We start from the raw sequence: 17,077 nt of genomic DNA, 5'->3' as shown, positions 1-17,077 counted from the left end.
ATCTCGCATCGGCAAACCACACCGTCATTCCAGCGAAAGCTGGAACCCATTTTGCCGTTGCCGCCAAAAGCCGTTGTGGCCCGGGTAAGCGAAGCGCACCCGGGAACGCTGGCGCTTCTCCAACCCGGGTGCGCTTCGCTTACCCGGGCTACAAAAGAACCACGTCATCCCGGCGACGGCCGGGATGACGGTGAGCGTGGTTCACCCCACGGCAACCAATCACGCCTTCCGAAACACCAACTGCCCACCCTGCGCTTCCACATGCACCGTATCGCCGCTGGCAAATTCGCCCGCGAGGATCTTCTGCGCCAGCGGATTCTCGAGTTGCTGCTGGATGGCGCGCTTGAGCGGACGCGCACCGTACACCGGATCGAAGCCGACGTTGCCCAGCAACGCGAGCGCGTCGTCCGACAGCACCAGCTTCAAGCCACGTTCGGAAAGTCGCTTCTCCAGCCCGTTGAGCTGGATGCGCGCGATCTGCCGGATCTGCTGCTTGTCCAGCGGATGGAAGACCACGATGTCGTCCAGGCGATTGATGAACTCCGGACGGAAGTGCGCCTGCACCACGCCCATCACCGCCGCCTTCATCTGCATGTACGCCTGCGGCGAATCGTCGCCGGAAAGCTCCTGGATCTGGTGCGAACCCAGGTTCGACGTCATCACGATGACGGTGTTGCGGAAGTCGACCGTGCGACCCTGCCCATCGGTCAGGCGTCCGTCGTCCAGCACTTGCAGCAGGATGTTGAACACGTCCGGATGCGCCTTCTCGACTTCATCCAGCAGGATCACGCTGTACGGACGGCGACGCACCGCTTCGGTGAGGTAACCGCCTTCCTCGTAACCGACATAGCCCGGAGGCGCGCCGACGAGGCGACTCACGGAGTGCTTCTCCATGAACTCGCTCATGTCGATGCGCACCATCGCGTCGGATGAGTCGAACAGGAATTCCGCCAGCGCCTTGCACAGCTCGGTCTTGCCCACGCCCGTCGGGCCGAGGAACAGGAACGAGCCCGAGGGCCGGTTCGGATCGGACAGCCCCGCGCGCGAACGGCGCACGGCGTCGGACACGACCTTGATCGCCTCTTCCTGACCGACCACGCGCGTGTGCAGCTGCTCTTCCATGCGCAGCAGCTTCTCGCGCTCGCCTTCGAGCATCTTGCTGACGGGAATGCCGGTCCAGCGCGCGACGACCTCGGCGATTTCCTCCGCGGTCACCTTGTCCTGCAACAGCGTGAAGCCCTTCGTTTCGGCTTCCTGCGCCGCCTTGAGCTGCTTGTCGAGTTCCGGCAGCGTGCCGTACTGGATCTCGCTCATCTTCGCGAAATCCTGCCGGCGCTGCGCGGCTTCCAGGTCGAGCTTGGCCTGCTCGATCTGCTCCTTGATCTTCGTCGCGCCCTGCAGCGTGGCCTTCTCGGCCTTCCATACCTCTTCCAGATCGTTGAACTCGCGTTCGAGCGTGGCGATCTCGCTTTCCAGGTCCGCGAGACGCTGCTTCGACGCTTCGTCCTTCTCCTTCTTCAACGCCTCGCGCTGGATCTTGAGCTGGATCAGGCGACGTTCCTTGCGATCGAGTTCTTCCGGCTTGGAATCGATCTCCATGCGGATGCGCGATGCGGCTTCGTCCATCAGGTCGATGGCCTTGTCGGGCAGCTGGCGGTCGGTGATGTAGCGGTTCGACAGCGTGGCCGCGGCGACGATCGCCGGATCGGTGATCTCCACGCCATGGTGCACGGCGTACTTTTCCTTCAGGCCGCGCAGGATCGCGATGGTGTCCTCCACGCTCGGCTCGCCGACGAACACCTTCTGAAAGCGGCGCTCCAGCGCGGCGTCCTTCTCGATGTACTGGCGGTACTCGTCCAGCGTCGTCGCGCCGATGCAGTGCAGCTCGCCACGCGCGAGCGCGGGCTTGAGCATGTTGCCGGCGTCCATCGCGCCTTCGGCCTTGCCGGCGCCGACCATCGTGTGCAGTTCGTCGATGAACAGGATGATCTGGCCTTCGTTCTTCGCCAGATCGTTGAGCACGGCCTTCAGGCGCTCCTCGAATTCGCCGCGGAACTTCGCACCGGCGATCAGCGCGCCCATGTCGAGCGACAGCACGCGCTTCCCGCGCAGCCCTTCGGGCACCTCGCCGTTGACGATGCGCTGCGCGAGGCCTTCGACGATCGCGGTCTTGCCCACGCCGGGCTCGCCGATCAGCACCGGGTTGTTCTTGGTTCGACGCTGCAGCACCTGCACGGTGCGGCGGATCTCCTCGTCGCGGCCGATCACCGGATCGAGCTTGCCGCCCTCGGCGCGCGCGGTGAGGTCGATGGTGTATTTCTCCAGCGCCTGGCGCTGGTCCTCGGCGTTTTCCGATTGCACGCTTTCGCCACCGCGCACCTTGGCGATGGCCGCTTCGAGTTTGTCCCTGTTCGCACCGGCGGACTTCAGGGCGCGACCGACTTCGCCGTTGTCGTCCAGCGCGGCGAGCACGAACAGCTCGCTGGCGATGAACGCATCGCCGCGCTGCTGCGCGAGTTTGTCGGTGACGTTGAGCAGCCGCGCCAGGTCGTTGCCGACGCTGATCTGCCCGGCCTGGCCGGTCACTTTCGGCAGTTTTTCCAGCGCTTCGCCGAGTCGTTCGCGCAGCAGCGGCACGTTGACGCCGGCCTGCGCGAGCAGCGGGCGCGTGCTGCCGCCGCTCTGGTCGAGCAGCGCGGCCATCAGGTGAACGGGTTCGATGACACTGTGGTCGCGGCCGAGCGCCAGCGACTGCGCGTCCTGCAATGCCTGCTGGAAGCGCGAGGTGAGTTTGTCCATCCGCATGGAAGGGGTCCTTCTAGACAGGTGGCGGCCACGTCGCGCAGCCGCGAATGTGCACCAGATGCGGGCAATCCTTGCCCGATTCAACGTCCGAACCCGCCAGTGCCGCCCGCTTGCCGCCATTGGGGAGCTCGTCCACTTCATGCTTACATGCCCGTGTTCACAATGCGTGCATGTCCATCGCCTCCCTCACCCTGCCCGCCCCGCCCGCGGTCTCCTCCGAATGGGCGCTGTTCCTCGATGTCGACGGCACGCTGCTGGATTTCGCCGATGTTCCCGGCGACGTGCTGGTCGATCCCGGCCTGATCGACGTCCTCGCCGTGCTGCACGGGCGCCTCGACGGCGCGATGGCGCTGGTCAGCGGGCGCCGGCTGGCGCAGCTGGACGCGCTGTTCGCCCCGCTGAAACTGCCCGCGGTCGGCCTGCACGGCCTCGAACGCCGCGAGGAAGGACACCAGGAGCGCCACCCGCGCCCGCTGATACTGGACGAGGCCGTGGCCTGGGGCCGGGCGCTGGCCGAGCGCTATCCCGGCGCGCGCGTGGAGGACAAGGGCACCACCATCGCGCTGCACTGGCGCGCCGCGCCGGATGCCGAAGACCTGCTGCGGCAGTACGCCGACTCGATCCTGATCGAACTGCCGGACTATCACCTGCAATACGGGAACATGGTGGTGGAGCTGCGCCCGAACGGCGCGCACAAGGGCCATGCGGTGGCGGACCTGCTCGCGCATCCGCCGTTCCACGGCCGCCGCCCGGTGTTCGTCGGCGACGACTTCACCGACGAACACGCCTTCCACGCGGTCGACAGCCACGGCGGATTCGGCGTGCTCGTGGGCTCGCGCCAGCCCAGTGCCGCGCGCTACGGATTGCACGATCCGGCAGCGGTGCGCGCGTGGCTGGAGGAAGGCCTCTCGCTCGCGTGACCGCCGCGCGACTTCTTCGAAACGGACCGGACAAAGGATGACTTCGACCTCGACCGACCGCACCGCCAGCCTCGATCTCGGCCTGATCGGCAACTGCAGCATCGCCGCGCTCGTGGATCGGCACGCACGCATCGTCTGGGGCTGCGTGCCCGCGTTCGATGGCGATCCGACGTTCTGCTCCCTGCTCTCGCCACGCGAGCACGACGGTGGCGACTGGACGATCGAACTGGAAGGCTGCGTGTCCGCCGAGCAGTCGTACATCACCAACACCGCGATGCTGCGCACGGTGCTGCGCGATGCGAACGGCGGCGCGATCGAGATCGTCGATTTCGCCCCGCGCTGGCACCAGAACGACCGCTTCTATCGCCCGGTGATGCTGATGCGCCGCGTGCGACCGTTGTCGGGAACGCCGCGCATCCGCGTGCACCTGAGGCCGCTGGCCGAGTACGGCTCGATGAAGCCGGAAACGACCTGGGGCAGCAATCACATCCGCTACCTCATTCCCGAATTCACGCTGCGCCTCACCAGCGACATTCCCGTGCGGCTGGTGCGCGACTCGCTGCCGTTCGTGCTGGATCGCGACGCGCACTTCGTGCTCGGCCCGGACGAGACGTTGACGCAGTCGGTGTCCGGCTTCGTGCGCATGGCCGAGGAGCACACGCTCAACTACTGGCGCAACTGGGTGCGCAATCTCTACATTCCGCTGGAATGGCAGGACGCGGTGATCCGCAGCGCGATCACGCTCAAGCTGTGCCAGTACGACGAGACCGGCGCGATCGTGGCGGCGATGACGACCTCGATTCCCGAAGCGCCCCACACCGTGCGCAACTGGGATTACCGCTATTGCTGGCTGCGCGATTCGGCCTTCGTCGTGCGTGCGCTGAACCGCCTGGGCGCGACGCGCACGATGGAGGAATACCTCCGCTACCTCGCCAACGTCGCCTCCAACGAGGGCGAGCTGCAACCGCTGTACGGCATCGGCTACGAACGGCAGCTCGCCGAATCGGAAGTCGAATCGCTCGCCGGTTATCGCGGCATGGGGCCGGTGCGTCGCGGCAATCTCGCGTGGTTGCAGAAGCAGCACGACGTGTACGGCAGCGTGGTGCTGGCGTCCACGCAGCTGTTCTTCGACCAGCGCCTGGCGCGCGTGGGCGATGCGTCGGTGTTCGCGCGCCTGGAGCCGGTGGGCGAACTCGCCTACGCGTTGCACGATCGTCCCGATGCGGGGCTCTGGGAATTCCGCGGCCGCGAGGAAGTGCACACGTATTCCAGCGTGATGTGCTGGGCGGCGTGCGATCGCCTCGCGCGCATCGCCGTGCATCTTCGCCTCGCGCCGCAGGTGCAGCTGTGGCGCCAGCGCGCGGACGAGATCCACGCGCGCATCGTCGCGCACGCCTACAACGAGGAGCTCGGACACTTCGTCGAAGCGCTGGACGGCAACCGCCTGGACGCCTCGCTGCTGCTGCTCGCCGACCTGGGCTTCGTCAAGCCGGACGATCCGCGCTTCGTGCGCACGGTGGAGGCGATCGGCAAGGGGCTCAAGCGCGGCGACGCGTTGTTCCGCTACGTGACGCCCGACGATTTCGGCGCACCGGAAACCAGCTTCACCATCTGCACCTTCTGGTACATCGACGCGCTCGCGTCGATCGGCAGGCACGAAGAAGCCCGCGCGTTGTTCGAGCGCATCCTCGCACGGCGCAATCCGCTGGGTCTGCTGTCGGAAGACCTGGAATTCGAAGGCGGCGAGGCCTGGGGCAATTTCCCGCAGACCTATTCGCACGTCGGGCTGATCAACGCCGCCATGCGCCTGTCGCGGCCCTGGCAGGATGCGGCATGAGCCGTCTGGTCGTCGTATCCAATCGTGTGGCAGTACCCGGAGTGAGCAGCGCCGGCGGACTCGCGGTGGCGCTGCAGGCGGCGCTGGAGGAAACCGGCGGCATGTGGTTCGGCTGGAGCGGCCGGATCGACCCGAACGATTCGGGCGAAGTGCACGAGCACGACGCCGGCAACATCCGCTACGTCACCGTCGACCTGTCCAAGCGCGACCACGACGACTACTACAACGGCTTCGCCAACCGCACGTTGTGGCCGCTGCTGCATTTCCGCGTCGATCTGGTGGATTACAGCCGCATCACATACGCGGCGTACCGGCGCGTCAACGCGCTGTTCGCCGAGAAACTCGCGCCGCTGCTGCGCGAGGACGACATCGTGTGGGTACACGACTACCACCTGATCCCGATGGCGAAGCTGCTGCGCGAACTCGGCGTGACGTGCCGGCTAGGCTTCTTCCTGCACGTGCCGATGCCCTCCTCCGACCTGCTCGCCGCGCTTCCGCAGCACGAACGTTTGTTCGAAGGCCTGTCGTCGTACGACCTGATCGGCTTCCAGACCGAGCGCGACCTCGAACGATTCCAGGACTACGTGCGCCTGTTCGGGCGCGGTCGCGTGATCTCGCACGGCGTGCTGGAAACCCGCAAGGGCAAGCGGCTGCGCGCGGGCGCGTTCCCGATCAGCATCGACACCGCGCAGATCGAGGAGCAGGCGCGCGCGGCGGCGGGCAAGGCCGGCGTGAAGCGGCTGGCGACGAGCCTGTCGGGACGTGCGCTGGCAATCGGCGTGGATCGACTGGATTACTCGAAGGGGTTGCCCGAGCGATTCCGTTCGTTCGGACGCTTCCTCAAGCGGCATCCGGAGCATCGAGGAAAGCTGACCTTCCTGCAGATCGCGCCGGTGTCGCGCGGCGAAGTGCTCGAATACCAGAAGCTGCGCAGCGAGCTGGAACAGTTGTCCGGCCACATCAACGGCGCGCACGCCGAGCCCGACTGGACGCCGGTGCGCTACGTCAATCGCAACTATCCGCACCCGACGCTGACCGGCTTCTACCGGCTCTCGCGCGTGGGCCTGGTCACGCCGTTGCGCGACGGCATGAACCTGGTGGCGAAGGAATACGTGGCCGCGCAGGATCCGAAGGACCCGGGCGTGCTGGTGCTGTCCAGCTTCGCCGGCGCCGCGCGCGAGCTCGACGCGGCGCTGCTGGTGAATCCCTACGACATGGACGGCGTTGCGGACGCGCTCGCCGCCGCGATGGAAATGCCGCTGGAGGAACGCCGCGAGCGCTGGGAAACCATGATGGCCGTGCTGCGCGAGAACGACATCACCGCGTGGCGGCGCAAGTACCTGGCGGCGTTGCGGGAGCCGATCTGAAGGCTCCGGCAAACGTATGGCGCCCCGGGTGCGCTTCGCTTACCCGGGCTACAACCGCCGGGCGCTGATGCCTTTGCAGCCCGGGCAAGGCCGAAGGCCGCACCCGGGACACAGAGGCCATCACGTCATCCGCCGGCGATCAGACCCGCGCGGTGGGCTGCAGGATCTCCACCCAGTACCCGTCCGGATCCTTGATGAAGGCGATGTTCTTCATGCGCCCGTCGGTGAGGCGCTTCTGGAAGGCGACGCCGAGCTGTTCGAAACGCGCGCACGCCGCTTCCACGTCGGGCACCGACACGCAGATGTGGCCGAAACCGCGTGGCTCGCCATTGCCGTCGTGATAGCGGAAGTCCGCATCGGATTCGGTGCCGTGGTTGTGCGTGAGTTCCAGCACGCCGCGCTGGCTGAGCAGCCATTCGCCACGCGCGGGTTCCTCGGCCGGGATCTGCGAGGGGTCGTCCACCAGCACCAGGAAGTACAGGCTGAACTTCGCCTCGTCGAAATCGCGACGGCGCACCAGCGTGAAGCCGAGCACGCGCGTGTAGAAATCCAGCGATTTCGCGACGTCCTTGACGCGCAGCATGGTGTGGTTGAACACGAAACCGTGCGTGGCCGCGTCGCGTTGCGCGGTCACGCCGGGGTTGGCGTTGAGTTCGTCTTGCAGGGACATGGGCGTTGGATCGTCTGGGGGAATCGAACTTCTGAAATAGGGGCTACGAACGCGCCGGTCAATGTGCGCCGTCGGCGCTTTCGGGCGACTGGCGTTGCAGCGACAGCAGCCCCAGCAGTACGGCGAGCGCCACGTACGCGCCGGCGAACTGCCACGCGATGACGCGCCGCAGGCCGTCCAGCGTCCACGGCCAGTAGATGCTGCCGCGCGGATCGACCGAGTGGATGAAGCCGAACAGCGTCAGCACCGCGCCGATCAGCAGCACCACGGCGGCACGGCGGAAGCGGTGGTCGATCATCGCCACCAGCGCGGTGGACCAGATCATCGCGGTGATGATGAAGCCGTTGCCGAGCGTCACGATCGTCGCAAGATCCGGCAGGCCGTGGCCATCGATGCCTTCGTACAGCGCGGCGAAACGGTCCGGCGCGATCCACGCCGGATTGCCGAGCTTGATCACCAGCAGGTACGCCACCGACGGCAGGAACGCCAGCGCGACCGCGAGCGCATGGCGGCGCGGGCTGTCGTGGAAGGCCTGCACGGTGATGTCCATGCCGACGTAGACGATGATCGGCGCGAGCACCGCGATCGGCAGCCACTGCACCAGGCCCGAGACGTAGCCGAACACGCCGCCCAGGCCGATGAACAGGCCCGTCAGCAGGGTGTAGCCCATGCGCGCGCCCATGTGCTTGTACGCGGGCTGGCCGATGTACGGCGTGGTCTGCGCGACGCCGCCGCAGAAACCGGCGACCAGCGTGGACACGGCTTCGGCGAGCAGCACGTCGCGCGTGCGGTAGTCGTCGCCGGCGGCGCGCGCGCTTTCGCTCACGTTGATGCCGCCCACCACCATCAGCAGGCCGAACGGCAGCAGCAGCGGCAGGTACGGCACGGTGTACGCCAGGCCATCGATGAACTGCAGCGTCGGCAGCGGCAGCGTGAAACGCAGCGGTGCGGCGTCGGGCAGCTTGAAGCCCGGCGTGCCCAGGCCCGCAAGGCCGAGTCCGTAATACAGCACCGTGCCGACGATGAAGGCGAGCAGCACGCCGGGCATGCGGATCGGCAGCTTGCCCTTCGCGACGAGCACGTACATCAGCAGGCCGAAGGTCACGAAGCCGACCAGCGGCGAGCGCAGGGTTTCGATGAGCGGCAGGAAGCCGAGCAACGCGAGGGCCGCGCCGCCGATCGAACCCAGCAGCGCCGCGCGCGGCACCGCGCGCGTGATCGCATCGCCGAAGAACGACAGCACCAGCTTCAGCACGCCCATCACCACCAGCGACGCCATGCCGAGTTGCCAGGTCGCGGTCGCCGCCGCCGCTTCGTCCATGCCCTGCTGCTTGAAGCCGACGAACGCCGGCCCCAGCACCAGCAGCGCCATGCCGATGCTGGTCGGCGCATCCAGGCCGAGCGGCATCGCGGTGACTTCCGTCCGCCCGCTCTCGCGCGCGAGGCGGTGCGCCATCCAGGTGTAGATCAGGTTGCCGACCAGCACGCCGAACGCGGTGCCGGGGAACATGCGGGTGAACACGACCTCCGCCGGGAAACCGAAGATGCCGATCAGTGCGGCGGAGATGAAGCCCAGGATCGACAGGTTGTCGACGACCAGGCCGAAGAAGCCGTTGAGGTCGCCGGGGACGAACCAGCGACGGGAAGGGGATGGCGGCATGGAGGGCTCGCGACGTGGGATGTGCGAATCGTAGCGGCTTTGGTCCGCCGGGCACCGGAAGGATTGGAATGGGCACATGGCGCCGGGCGATGCAGCGGCGCCGACAGGCGCGGGCGCCGCCGGCTAGAACGACACCTCGACCGCCGAACGGGCCCACAGCACCGACTCGTGTCCGGTCATGCGCTTCCACGCCAGCCGGATCGCCTCGATATCCTCGTGCGGCCTGACGCTGTCCGCGTGCAGCACCACGAGCACCTTCGCGCGTTGCCGAACCAGCCGGCCGCCCTGCTGGAAACGCCACTGCCCGTAACCGTCCAGCACCGTCAGGCCGTCGGGGAAGCGCGGCGTCACTTCCGCATCGAGGAATGCGCGCCACCGCGCTTCGTCGATCACACCGGTGCCGTCCTCGTTGCCGACCGCGAAGTAAAGCTCGCTGCGGACCCAGCCGGACGATTGCGCCGGGCGCGAGGCGTCGCCGTGCATCACGGCGGTGGTCGATGCGGTGGTCGCGCAGCCGGTCAATGCGACCGCCGCGAACAGCGCGCCCAGCACGAAGCGAAGATTCGTCATGGCAGGAACCTCGCCGCCTGCTCCGGCGCCGGGATCATGCAGTGTTCGTGGCGACCGAACATCCGATACCGGTTGCGCGCGATTCCGCGATACAGGCGATCGCGAACGTCACGCGGCAACACGCGCAGCAGCGCCGCGAGCCGCCACGCGCCGCCCAGGCCCGACAGCACGCGCACGATCGCGTCCGTGTCGGTCCATGCTGCGTTCTCCTCGATCAGCAGGAACGACGCCGGATCGTCGGCATCCAGGCCGTGCGCAACCAGCAATGCGCGCCCGCTCTCGCCCTGCATCGCGGCGAAGCGGTAGCGCCCGCGGCGATCGTGTCGCAGCAGGAAGCGAACCCAGCCGTTGCACAGCACGCAGACGCCATCGAACACGATGACCGCGCCATCGCGATCAGGTTGGATCGACATCCAGCCACCCCCGGTAATGCACCAGCCGCCCGATCCACGGCAGCGCCGCGAACACGTCGAACCGATAGCGACGATCGCGTTCGTACTCGCGCGCGCCCACCGCGTCGAACCAGCGGCGCGGCAGCGGCACGCCCAGCGCGCGCACCTTCGCCACACGCCACACCACGGCATGACCGGCGCCGAGCGGCTCGACGTCGAGGCGGAACGCGAACGTCACCAGCCCCAGGCGTTCGCACAGCAGCGCGTCGCGTGCCCACAGGCGCGAGCGCATCGCGCGCCCCGCGAAGATGCGCGCCCAGCGTTCGCCTTGCGCGGCGCTGTCGATCTCGACTTCGATCGTGCCCCGGCCTTCGCCGGGCAGTCGCGTCGCCCAGGCGCACATGCGCGAGAGCAGCCCGTGCCCGCGTTCGACCTCGACCTTGCCGCGATAACGATGCCGCCCCACGCGTTCGTGAAGCGCGCGCACGGTCGGCGGCAGATCGTCGAAACGCGCCGGAAGCAGCTGACGGTACAGCGGCGTCGGCGTCGTCGCGTTCATCCGCGCGGCTCGATCCAGACCAGCGAGGCCATGCGCCCACCGCGCTGGTCGCGGCGATGCGAGAAGAAGCGTTGCGGCTCGGAGATCGTGCACAGGCCGCCGCCGTGGATGCGATCGGGCGTCATGCCCGCGGCCTGCAGGCGGCGTCGCGCCAGTTCGTAGAGATCGACGCGCCAGTGACCGGGACGTGTGGCGGCGAAGGCGCTTTCCGCATCCGCATCGCGCGAGACGAAGGCGTCGAACACGTCCTGTCCGATCTCGTACGCCTGCGGTCCGGCGGCGGGACCGAGCCAGGCGTGCACGCGATCGGGCGCGGTGCGCATCGCGACCAGCGTGGTTTCGAGCACGCCGGCGGCCAGGCCGCGCCAGCCCGCGTGCGCGCCGCCGACCTCGCGGCCATCGTCGGCGCAGAACAGCACGGGCAGGCAATCGGCGGTGAGGATCGCCAACACGACGCCGGGTTCGGATGTCACCGACGCATCGGCTTCGACCTCCTCAGCGGCCGGCGCATCGAAACGATGCACGTGCGTGCCGTGCACCTGCCGCAGCCAGCACGGCGTGGAAGGCAGGCGGGCGTGTTCGGCCAGCAACGCGCGGTTGCGCTGCACCGCATCCGCTTCGTCGCCGGCGCGCAGGCCGAGGTTGAAACGATCGAACGGCGGCGCGGAAACGCCCAGCCCGTGCCGCAGCGTGGTGAAGCCGCGCACCTGCGCAGGCGCCGGCCAACGTGCGTCGATCCACGCCGCCGGCATCGCTCAGCGCTCCCGCTCGGCCGCGGCGGCCGTGTCGTCGCGAAGCACGCCGATGAGCGCCTTCAGGTCGGCCGGCACCGGCGCGGTGCAACGTACGGGCTCGCCGGTCACCGGATGCGCGAACTCCAGCGTCTCGGCGTGCAGCGCCTGGCGCTTGAAGCCGCGCAGCGTGGCGACCAGTTCCCCGGTCGCACCGCGCGGCAGTTTCAGCGGACCGCCGTACAGCGGATCGCCGACGATCGGATGCTTGAGGTGCGCCATGTGCACGCGGATCTGGTGGGTGCGGCCGGTTTCCAGGCGGCATTCCAGCAGCGTGTGCGCGCGGAAGCGCTCGCGCAGGCGGTAATGCGTCACCGCGTCGCGGCCGTCCTCGCGCACGGCCATGCGGATGCGGTCGCGCGGGTGGCGGTCGATCGGCGCATTGGCCGTGCCGCCGGACACCAGCGAGCCGACCACGACGGCCAGGTACTGGCGGTGCACCTCGCGCGAGGACAGCTGTTCGATCAGCGCCGTATGCGCCGGCAGCGTGCGCGCGACGACCATGACGCCGGAGGTGTCCTTGTCGAGCCGGTGCACGATGCCCGCGCGCGGCAGCGTGTTGAGCGAGGGGTCGCGGTGCAGCAGCGCGTTGACCAGCGTGCCGGCCGGATTGCCGGCGCCCGGATGGACGACCAGGCCCGCCGGCTTGTCGATGACGATGACGTGCTCGTCCTCGTACAGGACGTCGAGAGCGATGTCCTCGGGTTGCGAATGCGTCTGGATGTCGAGCTGCACGTGCAGCGTGACCGTCTCGCCGCCGCGCACCGGATCGCGCGGGCGGACCTCGCGGCCGTCCAGGCGGGCGTCGCCGGACTTGATCCAGGCAGCCAGGCGCGAGCGCGAGAAGTCGGGGAACAGCTCGGCCAGCACGGCGTCGAAGCGGCGCCCGGCGGCGGCGTCCGGGACGGTCGCCTGCAGGGGGACCTCGGGCGGGTTGGAATCGTCGGTCATCGGACGGGCAGGATTCAGGGCGGGCAGGTGGGGACTGCTATTATCCGGTCTTCGTACCTTCGGCGCCCGTCGAGATCCCATGACCCACCGTTCCGCCCCTTCGCGCCTGCTGGCCCTGCTGCTGATCGTCGTCTTCGCCGGCGTCGGCTGCAGCCGATTCAAAGACAAGGATTCGGACGAGGGCGTGCCGGTCGAGCAGCTCTACGAGAAGGCCCACAAGTCGATGACCAACGGCAACTGGGCCGGCGCCGAGACCACCTTCAAGCGCCTCGTCGCCCAGTATCCGTACGGCCCGTACACCGAGCAGGCGCTGGTCGAGACGGCTTACGCGCAGTACAAGGCCGGCAAGCACGACGACGCGATCAGCAGCATCGACCGCTTCATCCGCACCTACCCGACGCACAAGAACATCGCGTACATGTACTACCTGCGCGGACTGACCAACTCCAGCCGCGACACGGTGTTCCTGCAGAAGGTGTGGACGCTGGACGCCAGCCGCCGCGACCTGGCGACGCCGCTGCAGGCGTTCAACGATTTCTCGATCGTCGCCGACCGCTACCCGAACAGCCGCTACGCCGCCGACGCGCGCGAGCGCATGCGCGGCCTGCGCGACATGTTCGCCCGCCACGAGCTCGACACCGCGCTGTATTACCTGCGCCGCACCGCCTACGTCGCGGCGGCCGAACGCGCGAAGTTCCTGCTGGAAACCTACCCGCAGAGCCAATACCAGAACGATGCCGTCGCCACGCTGGCCGCCGCGTACGAGGGCCTGGGCAACGAGGCGTTGGCCGCCGACGCTCGACGCGTGCTGCAGCTCAATGAGCCGAACCACCCGTTCCTGGCCGGCAAGTGGCCGGACTATCCGAGCAACTGGCGCAAGCTCAACCCGTTCGCGGGCGAGAAGTCGGCGCTGGACAACGAGTAACCGGTTCGGCCGGATGCAAACGAAACGCCGCCCCCCGGGCGGCGCTTCTATTTGTTTCGCGCAACCGTTGCTGCCGAAGTCGGCCGTTGTAGCCCGGGTAAGCGCAGCGCACCCGGGGATCCGTGAACGTGTCGGCAACCCGGGTGCGCTGCGTTTGCCCGGGCTACAAAAGCATGGACGCGCGGGAGGATGCGGGCCCGCGTCCCGGCTGGCGCCGGGATGACGATGAGGGCGGAATGACGCGTGCGTGCAGTCGCCGGCGTCAGTGCCCGTACCCGTTGGTGATCGGATACCGCCGCTCGCGGCCGAACGCTCGACGCGACACCTTCGGGCCCGGCGCGGCCTGGTGGCGCTTCCATTCGCTGATGCGCACCAGCCGCAGCACGCGATCCACCGTCGCCTGGTCGAAGCCCGCACCGATGATGTCCTCGCGCGACTGCTCCTGGTCGACGTAGCGCAGCAGGATCGCGTCGAGCACATCGTAGGGCGGCAGCGAATCCTGGTCCTTCTGGTTCTCGCGCAGCTCGGCCGACGGCGGGCGGTCGATCACCGCCTGCGGAATGACGCGATCGCCCACCGTGTTGCGCCAGCGTGCAAGCGCGAAGACCTCGGTCTTGTAGAGATCCTTCAACGGTGCATAGCCGCCGCACATATCGCCGTAGATCGTGGCGTAGCCGACCGCGTATTCGCTCTTGTTGCCGGTGGTCAGCAGCAGGCCGCCGAACTTGTTGCTCATCGCCATCAGCAGCGCGCCACGCGTGCGCGACTGCAGGTTCTCTTCGGTCGTGTCGACCGGACGGCCGGCGAAGGTGTCGGCCAACGCATCGAGGAAACCCTGGAACGGCTTCTCGATCGGCAAGGTCAGCAAGCGCACGCCCTGCATGCGGCACTGCTCCTCGGCGAGGTCGTTCGACATGCCCGCCGTGTAGCGCGAGGGCATGCGCACGGCGGTGACGTTGTCGGCGCCGAGCGCATCGACGGCGATCGCCAGCACCAGCGAGGAGTCGATGCCGCCCGACAGCCCCAGCCACGCATGCTTGAAGCCGTTCTTGGCGAAGTAGTCGCGCGTGCCGCGCACCACCGCGCGCCACGCGAGCGCGTCGCGGCTTTCGTCGCCGTCCTCCATCCACTGCACCGGCGAGAAACGGCGCGAGTCGGGATCGAAATCCACCACCAGCCACTGGTCGGTGAACGCCGCCGCGGCGGGATGCACGGTGCCGTCGCCATCGGCCACGACCGAGCCGCCATCGAACACCAGCGCGTCCTGCCCGCCGACCGCGTTGACGTAGACCAGGCCGACGCCGGTTTCCTGCACGCGCTGCGCCATCAGCGCGTCGCGGTCGGCATGCTTGTCGCGTTCGAACGGCGAGGCGTTGGGCACCAGCACGATCTCCGCGCCCTTTGCCACGGTGCTGGCGAGCGGCTCGGGGAACCACAGGTCCTCGCAGACGAGCAGGCCGACCTGCACGCCATCCACGTCGAAGATGCAGTCGTCGCGGTCGGGATCGACGTCGAAGTAGCGGCGTTCGTCGAAGACGGCGTAGTTCGGCAGTTCGCGCTTGCGATAGGTATGCGAGACGTGGCCGTCGCGCAGCACGCTCGCGGCGTTGTAGACCACGCTGCCTGCCGCCTGCGGCCAGCCGACGACGGCGACGATGCCGCGCACGCCGGCAGCGATGCGTTCGATCTCCGCCTGGCAATCGGCCAGGAAGGAGGGCCGCAGCAGCAGGTCCTCCGGCGGATAGCCGCTGAGCGCCAGTTCCGGGAAGAGGACGACGTCGGCGCCGTATTCGTCGCGCGCCTGTTCGATCATCGTGGCGATGCGCTCGGCATTGCGCTGGACGGCGCCGACGGGGAAATCGAACTGGGCAAGGGCGATGCGCATGGGCGTACGGCGATGGCGTGGGGTGCGGTAATTCTTGCAGAATCCGGCGCCCGCGCCGCACACGCGCGGCTCACGCGCGGCGGCGCCCTGCCTTCGTCAGAGCCCCCAGACGTCCAGGCCGCGCGGCGCGACGACCGTGTACGACAGCGGCAGTTCGCGCTGCTCGCCCGGGGCGAGGCGCAACGTCCACTCGAGCCGGCCGGTGTCGGGCTCCAGCTTCGCGTCGGCGTAGCGCAGGTCTTCCACGCGCAGGCGGTTGTCGGTGGAGACGGGGATCTGGTCGACCACCACCAGATCGATCGGCTCCGGACGCGTGTTGCGCGCGGTGATCGTGTAGGCGAACTGCTGGCGGCTGCCCGTGCGGGTGGCGCGTTCGGTGGTCTGCTTGCGCGTCACCAGGATGCGTGGATCGCGACCGAGCGAGACGTCCATCGTGTCGCGCGCCTGCCGCACGTCCACCCTGCCCTGCCCGACGTAGGCGCCGTCGTGGAAGATGCTGCTCTGGCCCGGCAGCAGGTCGAGCCGATCCCAGTCGCGCACCCGCGCCTGCAGGAACGCGTCCGCATCGAGCTTGGGGGTAGCGACGTAGCGGTAGCTCGCGGGAAGATCGGTCGAACCGAGCATCACCATGTGGCCCTTGCCATCGGACGGCACGGTGTACGGCAGCGCGACCCTGTACTGGACGTTGAGGCCCGCGGCCTCGGTGGCGACGTAGCCGTCGAGCGTGGATTGCCGCCGGCGCGCGCCGGTCACTTCGACACGATCCGATACCGATGCCTCCGGCGCGGGCGCGTAGCCGGCCATCGCCTGCGCGACCAGTCGCGGTTCGTGCACACCCACCTGCCACGTCCGCAGCTCCGGTGCCTGCGCACCCCGCGCCGGATCGCCGCTGGACAGCGTCAGCCGCACCTGGTTCCAGGCGACGCCGGTGTTCTGGAAGATCCGCGCCTTCTGCACCAGCGTCACCGGTTGATCGATGCGACCGACCTGCAGGTCGTACGACGGCACCCAGCCCGCATCGTCCACCCAGTACGACAGCCGGAACGTCGCGCGCGTCGGCTGCCGCGCATGCAGCGCGAGGGTCAGCGTGCCGGCACGCTGGAAGCCCTGCGCGGCGACCTCGTCGAACATCTGCTGCACGCGTGCCTGCTCCGCCTGCGCGCGCGCCAGCCGCGGCACGTTCGCCGCGCGTTCGACCAGCGCCTGCTGCATCGTCGTGCCCAGCAGCGCGAGCATGCGGGTCACTTCGGCGGCGGCCACCGCGCCGTCCTTGCTGCCGGCGCGGCGGTTTTCCTTGAGCAGCGCGAGCTGCTCGTCGATCACCGCCTGCCGCGCCTCGATCCGCGCGGTGCGCGCCATCGCCGCATCGAGCTGGTCGCGCGCCTTGCGGGATTCGGGCGAGAGCGCGTCGTCATCGCCTTCCAGCGCCGGCGTGAACATCGAGGACAACACCACGACGTCGGCGCGCGTGGCCAGGGCGAGGCTGTCGGGGTCCATGCCGCCGGACACGCCCTGCAGCACCCACTCGCTGTCGCCCGCCGGCACGTCGAGCGTCACCGAGCCGTCGAGCTGCGCGCCGCGGAGGAAGACCGTGGCGCTCTCCAGCGACACGCGCGGCGCGGTGGCGGCTTTCGCGGCGGTCTGCGCGAATGCGGCGGGAGCCGACAGGCATAGCGCCAGGGCGGCTCCGGCGATGCGGAAATTCAGGTTCACTGCGTCGTCCTCCGATGGAAACTCCAGTCGGG

General features: G+C 68.5%; 14 protein-coding genes. 4 read left to right on the top strand and 10 right to left on the bottom strand.

What is annotated here, in order from left to right; genetic code table 11:
* Positions 1-219: 219 nt before the first annotated feature.
* Positions 220-2,805 (bottom strand): ATP-dependent chaperone ClpB, encoded by a 2,586-nt coding sequence (clpB, locus tag AC3ANK_RS03375; RefSeq protein ID WP_484172123.1) that lies wholly within the window; start codon positions 2,803-2,805, stop codon positions 220-222.
* 170 nt (positions 2,806-2,975) lie between these two features.
* Between clpB and otsB the strand changes: the two genes are divergently transcribed.
* The 3 genes from otsB to otsA are packed head-to-tail and all read left to right on the top strand — an operon-like array spanning position 2,976 to position 6,929.
* On the top strand, positions 2,976-3,725 hold the full coding sequence (gene otsB, locus AC3ANK_RS03370; protein WP_206859974.1) for a trehalose-phosphatase: 750 nt from the start codon (positions 2,976-2,978) through the stop codon (positions 3,723-3,725).
* A 37-nt stretch (positions 3,726-3,762) separates the two neighbouring features.
* Positions 3,763-5,562: a glycoside hydrolase family 15 protein gene (locus tag AC3ANK_RS03365; protein ID WP_206859975.1), complete on the top strand. Its 1,800-nt coding sequence runs from the start codon at positions 3,763-3,765 to the stop codon at positions 5,560-5,562.
* Positions 5,559-6,929: an alpha,alpha-trehalose-phosphate synthase (UDP-forming) gene (gene otsA, locus AC3ANK_RS03360; RefSeq protein ID WP_206859976.1), complete on the top strand. Its 1,371-nt coding sequence runs from the start codon at positions 5,559-5,561 to the stop codon at positions 6,927-6,929. The genes AC3ANK_RS03365 and otsA overlap by 4 nt, the downstream gene beginning before the upstream one ends.
* Positions 6,930-7,068: 139 nt before the next feature.
* Here otsA and gloA read toward each other — a convergent pair whose 3' ends face one another.
* From gloA to rluD, 7 genes are all read right to left on the bottom strand, one after another.
* On the bottom strand, positions 7,069-7,599 hold the full coding sequence (gene gloA / locus AC3ANK_RS03355; RefSeq protein ID WP_206859977.1) for a lactoylglutathione lyase: 531 nt from the start codon (positions 7,597-7,599) through the stop codon (positions 7,069-7,071).
* A gap of 58 nt (positions 7,600-7,657) precedes the next feature.
* Entirely contained in the window at positions 7,658-9,259 is a 1,602-nt protein-coding gene (locus AC3ANK_RS03350) for a SulP family inorganic anion transporter (protein ID WP_206859978.1), read from the bottom strand.
* Between the two features lie 123 nt (positions 9,260-9,382).
* Positions 9,383-9,829 (bottom strand): DUF3574 domain-containing protein, encoded by a 447-nt coding sequence (locus AC3ANK_RS03345; protein ID WP_206859979.1) that lies wholly within the window; start codon positions 9,827-9,829, stop codon positions 9,383-9,385.
* Positions 9,826-10,242, bottom strand: a complete 417-nt coding sequence (locus AC3ANK_RS03340; protein WP_484172122.1) for a thiol-disulfide oxidoreductase DCC family protein — start codon at positions 10,240-10,242, stop codon at positions 9,826-9,828. The genes AC3ANK_RS03345 and AC3ANK_RS03340 overlap by 4 nt, the downstream gene beginning before the upstream one ends.
* Entirely contained in the window at positions 10,226-10,780 is a 555-nt protein-coding gene (locus AC3ANK_RS03335) for a DUF4166 domain-containing protein (RefSeq protein ID WP_206859981.1), read from the bottom strand. Before AC3ANK_RS03335 ends, AC3ANK_RS03340 begins: the two co-directional genes overlap by 17 nt.
* A complete protein-coding gene (gene pgeF / locus AC3ANK_RS03330) occupies positions 10,777-11,532 on the bottom strand; it encodes a peptidoglycan editing factor PgeF (RefSeq protein WP_206859982.1) in 756 nt (251 codons plus the stop codon). The genes AC3ANK_RS03335 and pgeF overlap by 4 nt, the downstream gene beginning before the upstream one ends.
* Positions 11,533-11,535: 3 nt before the next feature.
* The gene (gene rluD / locus AC3ANK_RS03325; RefSeq protein ID WP_484172121.1) at positions 11,536-12,522 is read right to left on the bottom strand and encodes a 23S rRNA pseudouridine(1911/1915/1917) synthase RluD; all 987 of its coding nucleotides are present in this window, start codon (positions 12,520-12,522) and stop codon (positions 11,536-11,538) included.
* 79 nt (positions 12,523-12,601) lie between these two features.
* Between rluD and AC3ANK_RS03320 the strand changes: the two genes are divergently transcribed.
* Entirely contained in the window at positions 12,602-13,447 is an 846-nt protein-coding gene (locus AC3ANK_RS03320) for an outer membrane protein assembly factor BamD (RefSeq protein WP_206859984.1), read from the top strand.
* 262 nt (positions 13,448-13,709) lie between these two features.
* On the opposite strand, the gene AC3ANK_RS03315 is transcribed toward AC3ANK_RS03320, so the two are convergent.
* Together AC3ANK_RS03315 and AC3ANK_RS03310 are read right to left on the bottom strand one after the other, a co-directional pair.
* The gene (locus tag AC3ANK_RS03315; RefSeq protein WP_206859985.1) at positions 13,710-15,332 is read right to left on the bottom strand and encodes an NAD+ synthase; all 1,623 of its coding nucleotides are present in this window, start codon (positions 15,330-15,332) and stop codon (positions 13,710-13,712) included.
* Positions 15,333-15,428: 96 nt separating this feature from the next.
* Complete coding sequence (locus AC3ANK_RS03310; RefSeq protein WP_484172120.1) at positions 15,429-17,045, bottom strand: DUF4139 domain-containing protein; 1,617 nt, start codon at positions 17,043-17,045, stop codon at positions 15,429-15,431.
* Between the last annotated feature and the right edge of the window lie 32 nt (positions 17,046-17,077).

It is taken from the genome of Lysobacter sp. SCRH-1R, assembly GCF_057747855.1.
This window is presented reverse-complemented; position numbering and strand designations above follow the sequence as displayed.